Here is a 16,029-nt window from a genome sequence, read left to right as displayed (position 1 = left end):
ATTTGTAATAGGCGTATGAAGATACTCTACACGGCCTTTCTTTTGCTTGTATGCCTTCCCTTCCGGATTGTCGCCCAGTCGAAACCCTACACGGTTTTTTTGTTGGGCGACGCGGGCGAACCCCAGCCGGAAGGGGATGTGGTTTTGAAAACCGTTCTAAGCCAGTTGCAAACCAGCGGTGCCAACAGCAGCCTGATTTACCTCGGCGACAACATCTATCCCCGGGGCTTGCCCGACTCTTCCCATGCCGACCGCGCCGATGCCGAACGCCGGATGCGGGATCAACTCGCCATTCTGTCCGGTTTTAAAGGACGCGCCTTCGTCATTCCGGGCAACCACGACTGGCAGCAGGGCAAACGCGAAGGCTGGGACCGGGTGCGGAACCAGGCCGCCTTCGTAACCGCCGAACTGGGTCGTGAAGACGTGTTTTTTCCGAAAGACGGCTGTCCGGGGCCGGTCGAAGTGGCTTTGAATGACGAGATTACCCTGGTTTTGATCGATACCCAATGGTGGCTTCATCCCTGGGACAAACCGGGTGAAGAATCGGATTGTGAAGCGAAAGATCTGCCTTCTTTTCTGCTGCTGCTGGACGATGTGCTGGCCCGAAATCAGAACAAAAAAGTGGTGCTGGCCGGCCATCACCCAATGTATAGCCACGGCGAACACGGCGGGTATTTTACACTCAAAGACCATCTTTTTCCGTTAACGGACCTCAATCCTTCCCTCTACATTCCCTTGCCGGTTTTGGGGTCGATCTACCCGGTTTATCGATCGTTGATTGGTAATATTCAGGATATTCAGCATCCGAAGTACAAATTGATGCGAAACGGCATGGTTTCGCTGCTGAAAAAATACCGGAATGTCGTGTATGTCAACGGGCATGACCACAACGAGCAGTTGATTCTTCGCGATTCGATCTATTACGTCACCAGCGGCAGCGGTTCCAAATCGGTACCGGTTAAAAAGGGGCGACACAGTTTATTTGCATCGTCGGCGAAAGGATTTGCCCGGCTCGATTTTGAGGAAAATGGAAAGACGCGGGTCCGGTTTTTTGCACCCGACGGCGGATCGGAAACCGGTAAACTCCTGTTCGAAACGGCCTTCACCTTGCCCGTCAAGCCCCTGCCAACGCCCGAGTCTACGACGGCACCCACGGAGCAGAATGTCATTGCCAGTGGCCAATATGCCGCATCGCCGTTGCACCGGATGCTTTTAGGCGAAAATTACCGGGATGTCTGGCAGAGTCCGGTTTCGGTTCCGGTATTGAACCTGCGGCAGGAAGCCGGCGGGTTGAAACCCTTGCAGCGCGGGGGCGGGATGCAAACGTTTTCTTTGCGGATGGCCGGGCAGGACGGCAAGGAATACGTGCTGCGATCCGTTGAAAAGTACGCCGAAAATGCCATTCCGAAAGCGTTACGCAGTGGTTTTGTCAATGACCTGGTGCAGGATCAAATTTCGGCTTCGCACCCGTTTGCCGCCCTGGTGGTGCCACCGCTGGCCGATGCCGTGGGTGTTTTTCATACGAATCCCAAACTGGTCATTGTTCCCGACGACTCGCTGCTGGGGCCGTATCGCCGGACGTTCGCCCGGTCGCTGGCACTGTTTGAAGAACGGGTAGATGGCAATTATGCCAATAGCTCGCAGTTTGGCGGGACCAAAAAAATACTCAGCACCACCAAGTTACTCGATAAACTGGCGGACGACAACGACAATCAGGTAGACCAGCAGGCGGTTTTGAAGGCGCGACTCTTCGACATCTGGCTGGGCGACTGGGATCGTCATGATGACCAGTGGCGCTGGGCGAGTTTCAAAACCAATAAGGGATTGCAGTTCAAACCCATTCCGCGCGACCGCGACCAGGCTTTTTTCGTGAATATGGGCATCATTCCGAAGGTTGTCAGCCGGAAATGGGCCATGCCCAAGTTCCAGGGATTCAGCAACACCATCCGGGATGTTCCCGGTCTGGCTTTCAACGCCCGGTATTTCGACCGCAGTTTCCTGACCGAACCGTCGCTGGAAGAATGGTTGCAAACCGCTGACAGTTTATCGCGGCAACTCACGGATGCCGTCATCGATGAAGCTCTGAAGCAACTGCCGGAAGCTGCCTATCAGGAAACGGCGGCTACCATCAAAGCCAAACTGCAAAGCCGCCGGGCCGATCTGGCGCATTATGCGGGTGAACTTTACCGCTTTCTGGCCAAAACCGTCGAGGTTACCGGCAGCGACAAAAAAGAACGGTTCGAGGTGGAGCGGCTGCCGGATGGGCAGATGACGGTGGTGGTGTCTAAACTGAAAAAAGCCGGAGAAACCGGGGAGCAACTCTATCGGCGGGTTTTCAAGGTGGACGAAACCCGCGAGGTGCGGTTGTTTGGCCTAGGGGGCGACGATGAGTTTATCGTGAAAGGAAAAACCAACGACGGAATCTTGCTGCGAATCATTGGCGGCAAAGGACGCGATCAGGTGACGGATAGCTCCTCGGCGTCGGGGCTTCGGCGGGAAACGGTGGTCTATGATTCGAAAAAAACGGTGGTGGACCCCGGCTCCGAAACGCGGGTGCGGCTGTCGGGAAAATCGAAAATCAATGCCTACGACCGGAAATCGTTCAAGTACGACGTTTTGTTTCCGCAGGTTTCGGTGCAGTACAACCCCGACGATGGCCTTTTTCTAGGGGGCGGTTTTTTATATACCAAACACGGTTTTCGGAAAGAGCCGTTTGCCCAGCAACACCGGTTTGTGGTCAACCATGCCTTTGCCACCGAAGCCTACAATTTCAATTATGACGGTACGTTCACGGATGTGATTGGCAAAGCCGACCTGCGGCTGGACGCCGATTTACAGGCTCCCAACTACGTTTATAACTTTTTCGGACTGGGCAACAACACGGTTTTTGATAAAGAGAAAGGCATTAAATACTACCGAACGCGGTTTGAAAACATGGCGGTCAGCGCCTTATTGCAACACAAAGTAGGCAGCTTGAACGTGTATTATGGCCCGGCGGTGGAGAGTATCGAGGTGGAGGAAAATGAAAAGCGGTTTATCAATCAGTTTGCCAATACCCTGCCCGACGGTCAGAATCTGTTCAGTCGCCGGTGGTATGCCGGGTTGAAAGCCGGTTTTCTGATCGACAATCGCGACAGCAAAATCCTGCCAACCCGCGGAACCTACTGGAAAACGGAACTACGCCTGTACGAAGGCATTTCAACCCACTCCCAGGGGCTCACGCGGCTTCAGTCGGATCTGGCATTTTATGCCAGTCTGCGGCTACCAACCACGCTGACCATCGCTTCGCGCGTGGGGGGCGGGGTGAATTTTTCGGACTACGAATTTTTTCAGGCCAACACGCTCGGCGGTCTGTCGAACCTGCGCGGTTTTCGGCGAACGCGTTTTGCAGGGGGCAGCACACTCTATAACAACACGGAACTGCGGCTGAAAGTGGCCACGATCCGCACGTACCTGTTCCCGGCTTATCTGGGCGTGCTGGCCTTCAACGACGTGGGCCGGGTGTGGGTAAAGGGCGAAAAGTCGAACACCTGGCACCACGGCTACGGCGGGGGCGTCTGGCTGTCGCCGTATAAACAAACCGTTATCTCGTTTCTGTATGCCCTTTCGGAAGAAGAAAGACTCCCGATGCTGCGGGTTGGGTTCCTGTTTTGAGGTCAGGATAGTTTATACAATTCGACGCCATCTTCCATGCCTTTGACATCGACCACACCCAGCAGTTCGGTCAGGGCCGGGTATTCGGACAGTTCGTTGATCACATCCTGCGACACCAGCATGTTGGTGCCATAGACTTTGTTGAGTTGTTCGATGCGGGCGGCCAGAATGACCACGTTGCCGGTAATGGAAAATTGTTGCCGGGTTTCGGTGCCAATGTTGCCGATCACGGCATCGCCCACGTGAACCCCAATGCCGACGCTGGTGGGAATAATGAGGTTCGCAAATACCGCTTTTTTGATTTCATCGATGATTTCCAGACCGGCTTTGACCGCGTTTTCGGCGGGATTGTCCAGCGGAATTGGAGCGCCAAACGTAATCATGCAGCCGTCGCCCAGAAACTGGTTGACAATGCCGCCGTGACGGTTGACCACGTCGACAATAATTCTGAAAAACGAATTTTGATAGGCTACGACCTCATCGGCGGTATGTTTATCGGCGTATTTGGTAAAATTCCGAATGTCCAGAAACAGCACGCTTACTTTCATGTGCTGGCTTTTCAGCATCCCCTTTTCCTTGATGATCAGATCCGCGATTTCGGGGGAAACCTGTTGGCCGAAGAAGGTAATCAACTGATTGTGCGTTTCGTTGCCTTCGATGGAGGTTTTAATACTTTTCTGAATTTGTCGGGAAACAAAACCGGCACAGGCCCCGCACAACACCAGAATGCCCGCTTTCACCCCGTAGGCAAACGCTACGGACATGTACAGATCCAGCGAGTCGGCCACCAGCGACGGCTGTTCGAGCAAATACACACTCAGCAGCAGATATTCGAAACCAGCTACCAGACCCGTATAAAATGAAATCCAGAAGTTGAGCCGGAGGGTGGAAAGGATAATGAAAAAGTAATAGAGCGTGGCGAAGGGCGACAGCATGACCAGAATCGGGTGGTCGAATTTGTCCGAAATCAAATACATCAACAGCGATATGGAGGTCACTTCAAACGTCGCGTTCAGGAATTTGGTGAATTGCGGCATGTGAATGCCTTTTTGCAGCCATCGGCGGAACAGATTCCAGATACTCAGTTCATAGAGGCCCATGAAGAGCATAAAGCTGAAAACCACCCGCAGGACGTCCATCTTGGCCTGGTGTGGAAAGGCCGACTCGGGAATGAACGAGTGAAAAAACGAGGCAATCAGAACGCCGACACCGAAAACACTGGCCAGCAAACCCGCCCGTTGTTTTTCGCGCCGTAGGTTTTCCTGTGCAAAAGCCAGGTGAAAATACGGGCTGATTTCAGGCTTCTCTTTTTTGTGGTAAACAAAGGTCATAGCGTCACGGTACTGGATTGGTTAACATGACAATGCTGCCCGCAATTTAATTCCATCAGAACACGGTTCCCAGTCCAACCCTACGAAGCGACGAACGAGGGGAGTGAACCACCAAAGTAGTTTCGTGAGCGGACAAAATTAGCGAAATACCCTTGCAACGCTTTCAGAAATTTGTACGTACGGTCAAATAATGATTCCCAACCGTACATGTGCATGACACCATCTCGCCTACTTTTAATCCTCGCTTTGGTTGGTACCGGTTTTTCCTGCCAGCAAAAAGCCATCGACATCGATCCGGGTTCGACCAATTCGGATTGGACCACCGAGTCGCACAGCAACGAGGTCGATCCGAATTATGCCGTCGTTTTTCCGCAGGAACAGGTTAACACGCTGGAAATAACCATGACTGCCGCCGACTGGACCGCGATCCGGGCGGACATGAAAACCAAGTTCGGCAGCGATTTTGGCGGCAGTGGCACAACCGGCGGAGGCATGGGAGGGGCAGGCGGTTTTGGCTCCGATGACCCCGATTATGTCGCCCTGCCGGTCAAATTTAACGGAAAAGTCTGGAACAAGGTCGGTTTTCGGCTGAAAGGGAACTCCAGTTTATCGTCGACCTGGCGATCCGGCATCTACAAACTCCCGTTCCGGTTGCACTTCGATAAATTTGAAGACGACTTCCCCGACATCAAAAACCAGCGGTTCTACGGTTTTAAGGAACTGTCAATGTCGCCGGCCTACAGTGATAATTCATTGATTCGGGAGAAAGTGGTGGCGGATATATTTCGCAGTGCCGGTGTTCCGGCGGCCCAAACGGCTTTTTACAAAGTATACATCGATTTCGGCGAAGGTCAGAAATACTGTGGGGTGTATACGATGGTCGAAGTGATCGACGATACAATGGTGAAAGACCAGTTTGGCGAAGACGACGGCAATATCTATAAACCGGAATCGACCTTTCAGCAGTTTACGCAAAGCCAGTTTGAAAAGAAAAACAACGAAACGGCGGCCGATTGGTCCGATGCCCAGGCTTTCGTAACGGCCCTCAATGCCACCACCCGCACCACCAATGCCGCCGAATGGCGGGCCAATCTCGAAAAAACGTTCAACGTCGACCACTACCTGAAGTTTCTGGCGGTCAACAACACCATCGTCAACTGGGACACCTACGGCGCGATGGCGCACAATTATTACCTCTACAACGCCCCGGCGGGCAAGTTGACCTGGATTCCGTGGGATCACAACATGTCGATGACCAGCACAGCGGGCGGGGGTGGCAACCCGGGCAATGGCGGGGGCGGTATGCGGGCGGTTTCGATTTCCATGTCCGAAGTGACGGGTAGCTGGCCGCTGCTCCGCTACGTGGCCAACGATCCGGTGTATTACGCCCGCTACAAAGAACACGCCAAAACGTTTCTGGAAACCGTGTTTACAACCGCCAACATGAACGCGCTTTTTGAGAAAAATACCAATCTCATTTCGCCGTATGTCATTGGTCCGCAGGCTACCGAGACCGGAAAATACTCGAATCTGAGCAGTTCGGCCAACTTTACCAGTGCGCTGGGTGTCCTGAAAGCCCACGTGGTCACCCGCAACCAGGAAGTCAGTACGTTTTTAAAATAACCGTGTCCATGCGAACCCTTTTTCAAGTCGATGTCCGGGAAATCGAAGCCCAGGCGAGTTCGTTTGCACCCATTGCGCTGGCCGACATGGAGGGCGTCCGGCTGATGAACCGCACGGATACCAAATTCATGCTGCCCCTGCACCAGTTGCCCCACTTGCTGACGGCGTTGCAGCCCCATTATGCCTGGCTGGAGATTGATGGCAACCGGCTTTGCACCTACGAAACGCTGTATTTCGACACCGATGAGTTGCGGTTTTACCATGATCACCGCACCCGGCGGCTCAACCGCTACAAAATCCGGCAACGGCATTATGTGCAGTCGAACCTCACGTTCACGGAAGTCAAGCTGAAAAATAACAAGGGACGAACCATCAAAACCCGCATTCCGAACGCCAGCCGCCCCGGCATGGGTTTCGACGAAGCCAGTGCGGCTTTTCTGATGCAAAATACCGGGTATGAAACCGCCCATCTGAGGCCGGTTTTGTGGGTGAATTATACCCGTCTGACGCTCGTCAGCCAGACGACGGCTGAGCGCCTGACGATTGATCTGGATGTCCGCTTTCGGAATGGAACGCAGCAGCGCGGCTATCCGCAGGTCGTGATTGCCGAACTGAAACAGGATGCGCTGAAAGCGTCGGAATTTCTGAAGCTGATGAAGCAATACCGACTGCGGGAAGGCTCGCTGAGCAAATACTGCCTCGGCCTGATCAGCCTCGACCACACCCTGAAGCAAAATCTTTTCAAACCTAAATTAAAACAATTACACAAACTCCTTGCCGATGACGCTCCTGTTGCAACACCTCTCTACGCCTGACAGTTCGGGATTTGCCAACCTGCCGGATGGCGTGTTCACCCGATTGGGCCTCGATCTGTTTACGGTGGTTGTCCTGATCCGGCTGGTCTACTACCGCATTTACCGAAAAACCGATCTGTTCCTGACTTTTTTTACGTTCAACCTCATCATTTTCCTGATCACTTTTCTGCTGAATCAGGTCCAGATGTCGATTGGGGCGGCTTTTGGGCTATTTGCGGTTTTTTCGATGCTCCGCTACCGGACCGAGGGGCTTTCGGCCAAAGACATGACGTACCTGTTCGTGGTGATTGCCGTCGGTCTGATTTCGGCGGTTAGCCAGGGAAGCGGGTACCAACTGGCGATCATCAACGGGTTGATTCTGCTTTGTGTGCAACTCCTGGAGGGAAACTGGCTTTTCCGGCGCGAATTCAGCAAAACCGTCTTCTACGACCGGGTGGATCTGATCGTGCCGGGTCGGCGACCGGATCTGTTGCTGGACCTGGAAAACCGGACGGGGTTGGATATTCACCGGGTTGACATTCAGGGTATTGACTTTCTCAAAGATTCCGCTCAAATCACCATCTATTATTACCAGGACGATGCAAAACACGAATCCGTTCAAAAAGCAGCCGCTTCGCTTCTCCGCTAACCGACTTCAGGCCGGCCTGATCGTCTGGCTGATCATGTTGCCCGTGTTGGGCTGGTCACAAACCACCGGTTTGGGACTCTGGTCGGGGGTGAGTGTGGAGAAAAAATTCAGCAAGAAGTTTGCCCTGCAAATCAGCACACAGCTTCGTTTCAGCGAAAATGTATCGGTCACCCGGGCATTCCTCGGCGAAGCGGGGCTATCCTACAAGCTCAACAAATCCTGGGAAATCAGCGGTTTTTACCGTTATACGGGCCGCCGGAAGTGGAACAAGGAAACCGATGCCTACTACTACCGTCCCTACCACCGGTTTTACGGGCAGATTACGTACGATCATAAAATCTGGCGAAACCTGAAACTGGATTACCGGCTTCGGTACCAGAACCAGTTTAAAGATGATGTTGACGGGCTGTTGGCGGCCGGGAGTTATTTGCGGAATAAAGTCGAATTATCGTATAAAAGCTCCTCCCGACTGACTCCTTTTATCTCCGCTGATTTATTTTATCTGGTCGGCGTCGAATTTGATCAAATCCGCTATAAAGCGGGTGTGAGTGCCGACTTAACGAAATCACAGAGCCTGGATGTAACGGTTTTTAAAGATGCCGCCCTGAGCGGATCGGAAGAAAGCAGTGGGGCGGTAATTGGCGTAACGTATAAGGTTAAGTTGGGTTATAAAAAGAAAAAAGTAGCGAAGGGATCCAACTCATAAATTATCATCGCCCGGTTTTTTAATTTTGCCCGCATGGTATGCGTGTTTTGCATCAGCGGCATCCTGGTTATACACGTTTTCAACCAATTTAAAGCTGGCCGAATCGGCTCCTTTTACCTCTTTTCCCTCGAAATAAACGTGCTTGTTGTCTTTTGCGTAACCGGATTCCAGGACGGTGAAGGTCGCCCGGTCACTGTTTTTTAGCGGCTTATCCTGGTAAAAGACGGTTTTGTGATCCTGGGCATAAAAGTCATTCAGCAACTCAAAAGAGGCCCCGTCCGCTTCGGAAATGAGGGTGTTCTGGTAAAAAACCTGTGTCGTATCCGATAGATAGTCTTGGTAGTTGGGTTCAACCAGCCGGGCCGTGAGCGGGTCGGCACCGTTTAGCGGTTGATTTTTGTAGTATACCCGGTTTTTATCTTTGGAATACGCAAGATCCAAAACCGCAAACGTTTGGGGGTCTGCTCCGGGAATAACCTGAGCTACCGGCAAGTTGCGGACCTTCGGATCGGCGTAATTGATCCAGCAATAAAAAACCTGGTTTCGGTCTTTGGCAAAGCTATTTCCCACGACTTCAAACGAAGGCCCGTCACTGTTCGGAATCATGGTGAGGGCGTAATAACCGGTTATTTTATCCTTGCAGAAGCTGTAGTCAAGGGGCTGGAGAGAAGCAATATCATGAACCGGAAACAGCACGCCATTCGAATACCCATGTAATTTATCTTTGGCATACCCATTCGACAACAATTCGAAAGAAGCCGCATCGGCTTTTGGTAATCGTTTGATGCTATTCTTCCGGGAGGTAAAATAGGTTTGGCCATCCAGGGAATTATCGCAGTAATAAACCGTAGATTTGTCTTTGGCATAATGTTCGTCCAGCGCTTCAAAACTGGCTCCGTGAGCTTCGATGTAGCTTCCCCGGTAATAAGCTGCCACGGCATCCCGGGCAAAAACGGAGTTTAATTCCTCAAACGAATCGAGGTCTTCCAGATTGACCTTGTTGCCTTTGTAGTAGACGGCGCCATTCTTCGTTTCATAGCCGGATTTCTTACACGAGAGCAGGAAACTGAAGCCCAGAACCGATAGGATTAAATAGACGAATTTCATGTTTGGTGTGCGTATTTGAAAGCACTTCAAAGGTAAAGAAGCCTTCAGCGATCACCTATTTGAAATGAATAGCCGGTGGGATTGAGCGCATAACTCGCGGTTTTTAACCGTATTCCAGAGAAATTGATGACGCTATCGAATCTCTATATTCTCCATTTGGGGTTTTGGATGCACGACGTATACATCCAGAACGGCCAGGGGGCGGGCCAGGTATTCGCGAATCAGGGTGCGGAACGAATAACCGCCGGGAATGTCCTGGGCGGCAAAGGCAATGGCGTCGATGTCCTGGTGATTGCCGATGTAGAGGGCGCGGGCGTTGTGAAAATTCTGGGAGATAATCGTGATTTTGTCCTGATTGAACACCTGTTTGCAGCGAACCACCGAGTCGAAGGTGCGGTAGCCGGCGTAATCGAGGGTCATGTCGGCCTCCGGAATGCCCATCCGCAGCAGGGCTTTTTTCATGTCGGACGGTTCGTTGTAGTATTCCGAGTCGTTGTTGCCGCTCAGGATGATGTGTTTGATTTTGCCCACTTTCCAGAGCCGGGCGGTGGCTTCCATCCGGTAACGGAAAAACAGATTCTCATTCCCGCTTTTTACGGATTTGCTGGTGCCCAGCACCAGACCAACTTCATTGGAAGGCAGGGAATCCATGTCGAAATAGACCTGACTCCGGGTACTGTAGACAACCCAGAAATTACAAAGGAGCACGATGGTCACGCCCACAAACGCCAGGGTGATGCTACCCTTAACGAGACGCTTCATCCGCGACACCCGAACCCGGGGTCTGACTCCTTTGTAATTGCCGGATTCCCGGTCAGTCGTGTACGACATTGGATTCATATCATGAAAACAAGCCTAATTGTTTGGCGGATGGCTCGGTTCCGTTGTCTTCCGTTTCGGGTGTTTCATCCACCGGTTCGTCCGTTTCCGCTTCCACGACGATTAAGTTAGGCGTTATCGCGGTATTTTCCGCTATATCCCGCTCATTATTGCGCCGGGGAGGGAGCAATTTCACTTCTTTCACCTTGGCAAACGGCAATTTCGCTCCCAAAGCCTTCCAACCCCGCACGTCGATGAAGCCTTCGGGCTCCAGCACCATTTTTTCGAGCGGCCCCTTGTCTTTCAACTGGTGGGCAATTTCGAAACGCGGAAACCGGTCGGCCGTAACCGCCAACAGCTTCGAGCCTTTTGTGTCGCCAATGAAGCTGAATTTCTTGTCCTGCGTCGTGGTTTCAACCTTAAACCGCTTCACGTAATGCGATTTCTGGTTGACTTCGTAATAGATGGCCGACAGAATCCGCTCGCTGTCGAACTTCTCCAGAACCGCAATCTCGGACGGTTCGTAGCGGTTGGTCAGGTTGTAGTTGGTCAGTTCGTACTGCCCATCTTTATAGACCACCAAAATGCTCATGCCGTTGTCGAAATTCCCTAAATATTTTCCCCGCTCGTCGCGGTTCAACCGGCCGAGGTGCTCGTCATACCAGATGTCGACGCCCCCGAGGGTGGAAACCCCGCCCGATTTCAGGCTTACTTTCCGCACCGGATACTTGGTCAGGATATTGCCCTGCGCCGAGCGGTTTTTGATGCCAACTTCCGCAAAATTGTAGTCGAACTGCTTGATTTTGGCCGTACTCTGCGCCGTCAGGTTGATCGTCACCACCTCGGCTTCGCCGTTGTCGTTGGCCGTAAACCACAGCACTTTCGACTTCGGATTGCCCATCGTCAGGTCGTATTCCCGGTCGCGGGTGACGGCGGTGACGCTGAACCGTTTGGCCATCGTAATCCCCGATTTCCCGTCGAGGTAAAGCAGGTTATAGACCTTGCGCTCGTCATTCTTTTTGAAAACCGCGCAGTAAATGATGTCCTTGCCGACGAAGGTTTTATCCTGAATTTTGGTCACGAGACATTTGCCATCGCGCCGGAAAACGATGATGTCGTCGATGTCGGAACAGTCGGAAACAAACTCATCCTTTTTCAGACCGGAGCCCACAAAACCGCCTTCGCGGTCGACATACAGTTTGGCATTGGCAGCCGCCACGACGTTGGCCGAAATGGTGTTGAAAGCCCGGATTTCAGTTTTTCGCTCGCGGCCTTTGCCGTATTTTTTCAGCAGATCCCGGTAATAGTTGATGGCGTAGCGGGTCAGGTTCGCCAGGTTGTCGTCCACTTCGGCCAGTTCCTGCTCCAGTCTCCGCATCAATTCCTCGGCTTTGAAACCGTCGTATTTCGAAATCCGCTTGATCCGGATTTCGGTTAGACGCAGCAGGTCGTCCTGCGTAATTTCGCGGTAAAATTGCTTCTTAAACGGTTTCAGCCCTTTGTCGATGGTTTCCAGTACGGCCTCAAAGGTTTCGCACTCTTCGATTTTGCGGTAAATCCGGTTTTCGATAAAAATCTTTTCGAGGGAACTGTACAGTAGTTTTTCCAGCAATTCCGCCCGCCGGATTTGCAGCTCCCGTTCCAGCAAGTCGACCGTCTGGAGGGTGTTCACCCGCAGAATGTCGGTCACCGTCACAAAGTGCGGTTTGTCCTTGATAATGACGCAGGCATTGGGCGACGCCGACACCTCACACTCGGTGAAGGCATAGAGCGCGTCGATGGTAATATCGGGGGAAACGCCGGGGGCGAGGTGAACGTGAATTTCGACATCTTTCGACGTCAGATCTTCCACTTTCTTGATCTTGATCTTTCCGTCGTCGTTGGCTTTGATGATCGAATCCTTGATCGACGTCGTCGTGGTTCCGAACGGTATTTCGCGGATGATCAGCGTTTTCTTGTCAAATTCCTCAATTTTCGCCCGGATGCGGGCTTTGCCACCACGGCCACCGTCGTTGTAATTGCTGACGTCGATGTAACCGCCGGTTAGAAAGTCAGGATATAACGTGACCGGTTTGTCTTTCAGAATGTTGATCGACGCTTCAACCAGTTCAATGAAGTTATGGGGCAGAATTTTGGTCGAAAGCCCTACGGCAATCCCTTCCACGCCCATCGCCAGCAGCAGCGGGAATTTAACGGGCAGCGTAACCGGTTCTTTTTTCCGGCCGTCATAAGACAATTGCCATTCAGTGGTCTGCGGATTAAAAATGACGTCGTTACCGAACTTCGAGAGCCGGACTTCGATGTAGCGGGGAGCTGCCGCGCCGTCGCCGGTGCGGATGTCGCCCCAGTTGCCCTGCGTGTCGAACACCAGATTTTTCTGGCCGATGGTCGTCAGCGCATCACCAATCGAGGCATCACCGTGCGGGTGATACTGCATGGTTTGGCCGATGACGTTGGCCACTTTGTTGAAGCGCCCGTCGTCCATTTCTTTCAGGGCGTGCAGAATCCGGCGTTGCACCGGCTTCAGACCGTCTTCAACGGCCGGAACGGCCCGCTCCAGGATGACGTAGGATGCGTACTCTAAAAACCAGTTTTCGTAAAGGCCCGACACCACGGTTTGCTGGTGGAGGGTGTTTTCATTTTGATCTTCCGGTAAATCAGTTGGGTCCAGAATTTCGCTCATTCGAATGGATACAGATAAAAATCAATGGTAAATGCTATCGTTTTGATTGGGTCGGCGGGTGGAATGGCTCCGTCGATAGCTTCATAAAGATACAATAGTTTTCAAGAAAACAGGCCCGATTGAAGCAAAATGCGGGATTTAGGCCGTTTTCGAGACGTGTCTTTACGTCGCCGGGCAAAAAAGAACAAAAGAGGTGCCGGTTTTTCAGTCAGGCCTAGAAAGGCACAATTCCCGGTTTTGCAAAGGTTTCGGTCGTATTCATTTGGCGATCCAGGGTATATGATACTTATATCACAAATATAATAATTTTCAAATAGAATTCCAGATCGGATTTCACTATTTTACTTCGGAACGGAATGAATAACCGTCAGCAATTCGCTGATCATCATGGCGGTTGCGCCCCATACTTTGAAACCCTGAATCTGGTAAAAAGGAGCGTCGATGAGGGTGCCTTTGATTTCAATACCGTTTTCGCCGATGATGCTTTCGTCCATCAGTTCGTCTAACGATACCTCGACAACGTGTTCGACTTCGCGCGGGTCGGGGTAGAAATCCGGGCGGTAGGGGAGGATGCCCACCACGGGCTGGACGTAGAAATTGCTGGGGGGAATGTAGATCTCGGTCAGTTTGCCCAACACCTTCACATCCGTCACCCGAATGCCGACTTCTTCCTGAGCTTCCCGCAGGGCCGTCCGAATCAGACTTTCGTCGGTACGTTCCATGCGGCCTCCGGGAAAGGCCATTTGCCCGGCGTGAACACCATCGTACTGGGGTCGCAAAATCAGGGGTAAAAAAATTGAATTCTGGTAGGGATAAAAGACAATCAGGACGGCACTCCGCCGGGTCCGTTCGTTCGGTTGCATGGCCATTCGCAAACGCGACCGGGCTGCCATTTTCAGGTGGGCATCCGGGCCGGGCAGTGGTTCGGCCAGTCGTTCCCGCAGGGCGCTGGCGAAGCTATGAAACGAAGGATCAACCATAGCGTTTAATCAGTTGTTCAGCACATTTTTCACCGTCCATAGCCGCCGACACAATGCCGCCCGCGTACCCGGCTCCTTCACTACACGGAAACAGCCGCCCAATCTGCACGTGTTCGAGCGTGTCGGGTTGCCGCGGAATCCGAACGGGCGACGACGTCCGGCTTTCCACTCCAATCAATTGGGCGTCATTCGTAACATATCCACGCATCGACAGGCCGAACTGTTTCAAACCGGCTTTCAGAGGGCCGGCAATGGCTTCCGGCAACACCGTACTCATATCGGCCGCTTTCAGACCGGGTTGGTAGGACGTTGGCAACAGACTGTTGGAAACACGCCCGTTGACAAAATCCGAAACCCGTTGGGCCGGAGCGGTTTGATCGCCCCCGGCCAACTGACAGGCGCGTTGTTCGAGTTCTTTCTGGTATTGCAAACCGGCCAGCGGGCCGTATTCCCGGTATTTTTTCAAATCGTTTTCGTGAATGGCTACCACCAGGCCCGAATTCGCAAATTTAGAATCCCGGCGCGAAGGCGACATGCCATTGACCACCAGTTCGCCCGGTGCGGTGGCGGCTGGCACAATGAAGCCACCCGGACACATGCAGAACGAAAAAACGCCCCGCTCGATGCCTTTGTGCCGGGTTTGTGTGACCAGACTGTACGATGCCGCCGGCAGGTAATCTCCCCGATTCGGGCGGTGGTACTGCACCTGGTCGATGAATGACTGCTGGTGCTCGATCCGGACGCCCATCGCAAACGGTTTGCTTTCGATGGTGATACCTTTCTGCTGCAACAGGGCAAACACATCCCGCGCAGAATGGCCGGTGGCCAGAATGACCCCCAGGCCGGTTACTTCCTCGCCCCGGTCAGTAACAACGCCCTTGATTTCATTTTGTTCAACCAGCAAATCGACCATGCGGGTATCAAACCGGATTTCGCCCCCCGCATCGAGAATGCTTTGCCGCAGCGCCATCACCACATCGGGCAGTTTGTTGGTACCAATGTGCGGATGGGCATCGACCAGAATCTGTTCCGTGGCCCCGTGGGCGACCAGAATTTCGAGAATCCGGCGAACATCGCCCCGTTTTTTGGAGCGGGTATAGAGCTTGCCGTCGGAATAGGTTCCGGCACCGCCTTCGCCAAAGCAGTAATTGGATTCGGGATTGACAACGTGCTCTTTGTTGATGGCTGCCAGGTCGCGCCGACGGGTCCGGACATCGCTGCCGCGTTCCAGCACCACCGGTTTGATCCCGAGTTCGACCAGCCGCAGTGCCGCAAAAAGCCCCGCCGGACCGGCCCCAACCACCACCACCTGCCGGGCATTGCTGACGTTCGGATACGTGCGTTGGTAGGCAATCAGGGGATGCGGTTTTTCGCCGACGTACACTTCGGCATCGATATGAACTTTGACGTGCCGGGATCGGGCGTCGATGGACTGGCGCAGTTTCCGAACAACAGGACGTTCGGGTTCCGCTCCGGTCAGCAGATCCGACGGAATCAATAAACGGTTATAGACTTCCCGCTCGAAAGCCGCATCATCCAGGGCAATATCGGGTTCGAGGGTTAACGAAAGCGAATGAATCATACATGAAAATTCCTGCTTTATCAACAACACCACCGTGTTCCGGGTTCGCAGGTATTTCTTATATTATTTAGGTATTTTTTGGTAAAATTAGTCAAATAAGC

11 protein-coding genes are annotated in these 16,029 nt (G+C 52.7%); 5 read left to right on the top strand and 6 right to left on the bottom strand.

Translation table 11 applies throughout. The features are described 5' to 3' along the window. The first annotated feature begins 15 nt into the window (after window positions 1–15). On the top strand, window positions 16–3,654 hold the full coding sequence (locus tag DUE52_RS28940; RefSeq protein ID WP_114409583.1) for a BamA/TamA family outer membrane protein: 3,639 nt from the start codon (window positions 16–18) through the stop codon (window positions 3,652–3,654). A gap of 2 nt (window positions 3,655–3,656) precedes the next feature. Here DUE52_RS28940 and DUE52_RS28935 read toward each other — a convergent pair whose 3' ends face one another. Continuing rightward, window positions 3,657–4,985: an adenylate/guanylate cyclase domain-containing protein gene (locus tag DUE52_RS28935; protein WP_114409582.1), complete on the bottom strand. Its 1,329-nt coding sequence runs from the start codon at window positions 4,983–4,985 to the stop codon at window positions 3,657–3,659. Window positions 4,986–5,198: 213 nt separating this feature from the next. Here DUE52_RS28935 and DUE52_RS28930 point away from each other — a divergent pair, with 213 nt between their 5' ends. Genes DUE52_RS28930 through DUE52_RS28915 form a run of 4 tightly spaced genes read left to right on the top strand, consistent with a single transcriptional unit; the run spans window position 5,199 to window position 8,757 of the window. Beyond that, complete coding sequence (locus tag DUE52_RS28930) at window positions 5,199–6,608, top strand: CotH kinase family protein (RefSeq protein WP_229312348.1); 1,410 nt, start codon at window positions 5,199–5,201, stop codon at window positions 6,606–6,608. Window positions 6,609–6,616: 8 nt separating this feature from the next. Continuing rightward, the gene (locus DUE52_RS28925; protein WP_114409580.1) at window positions 6,617–7,423 is read left to right on the top strand and encodes a polyphosphate polymerase domain-containing protein; all 807 of its coding nucleotides are present in this window, start codon (window positions 6,617–6,619) and stop codon (window positions 7,421–7,423) included. Further along, on the top strand, window positions 7,389–8,051 hold the full coding sequence (locus DUE52_RS28920) for a DUF4956 domain-containing protein (RefSeq protein WP_114409579.1): 663 nt from the start codon (window positions 7,389–7,391) through the stop codon (window positions 8,049–8,051). The genes DUE52_RS28925 and DUE52_RS28920 overlap by 35 nt, the downstream gene beginning before the upstream one ends. Beyond that, a complete protein-coding gene (locus DUE52_RS28915; RefSeq protein WP_229312347.1) occupies window positions 8,002–8,757 on the top strand; it encodes a DUF2490 domain-containing protein in 756 nt (251 codons plus the stop codon). Before DUE52_RS28920 ends, DUE52_RS28915 begins: the two co-directional genes overlap by 50 nt. Here the strand turns inward: DUE52_RS28915 and DUE52_RS28910 are convergent. The 5 genes from DUE52_RS28910 to DUE52_RS28890 all read right to left on the bottom strand — a co-directional run bounded on the left by DUE52_RS28910 (window position 8,752) and on the right by DUE52_RS28890 (window position 15,928). Next, the gene (locus tag DUE52_RS28910; RefSeq protein WP_114409578.1) at window positions 8,752–9,864 is read right to left on the bottom strand and encodes a DKNYY domain-containing protein; all 1,113 of its coding nucleotides are present in this window, start codon (window positions 9,862–9,864) and stop codon (window positions 8,752–8,754) included. The two genes, DUE52_RS28915 and DUE52_RS28910, sit on opposite strands and share 6 nt — an antisense overlap. A gap of 132 nt (window positions 9,865–9,996) precedes the next feature. Beyond that, window positions 9,997–10,704, bottom strand: a complete 708-nt coding sequence (locus DUE52_RS28905; protein ID WP_170315713.1) for a SanA/YdcF family protein — start codon at window positions 10,702–10,704, stop codon at window positions 9,997–9,999. 1 nt (window position 10,705) lies between these two features. Continuing rightward, complete coding sequence (locus DUE52_RS28900) at window positions 10,706–13,366, bottom strand: DNA gyrase/topoisomerase IV subunit A (RefSeq protein ID WP_114409577.1); 2,661 nt, start codon at window positions 13,364–13,366, stop codon at window positions 10,706–10,708. A 341-nt stretch (window positions 13,367–13,707) separates the two neighbouring features. Further along, window positions 13,708–14,346, bottom strand: coding sequence for an NUDIX hydrolase (locus DUE52_RS28895; protein WP_114409576.1), 639 nt, complete (start codon window positions 14,344–14,346; stop codon window positions 13,708–13,710). Continuing rightward, on the bottom strand, window positions 14,339–15,928 hold the full coding sequence (locus tag DUE52_RS28890) for an NAD(P)/FAD-dependent oxidoreductase (RefSeq protein ID WP_114409575.1): 1,590 nt from the start codon (window positions 15,926–15,928) through the stop codon (window positions 14,339–14,341). The genes DUE52_RS28895 and DUE52_RS28890 overlap by 8 nt, the downstream gene beginning before the upstream one ends. Window positions 15,929–16,029: the final 101 nt, after the last annotated feature.

This window comes from Larkinella punicea (genome assembly GCF_003334855.1).
Taxonomy (GTDB): Bacteria; Bacteroidota; Bacteroidia; order Cytophagales; family Spirosomataceae; genus Larkinella; species Larkinella punicea.
Note: the sequence above shows the minus strand (reverse complement) of the source record. Positions and strands in the feature narration are given on the sequence as shown.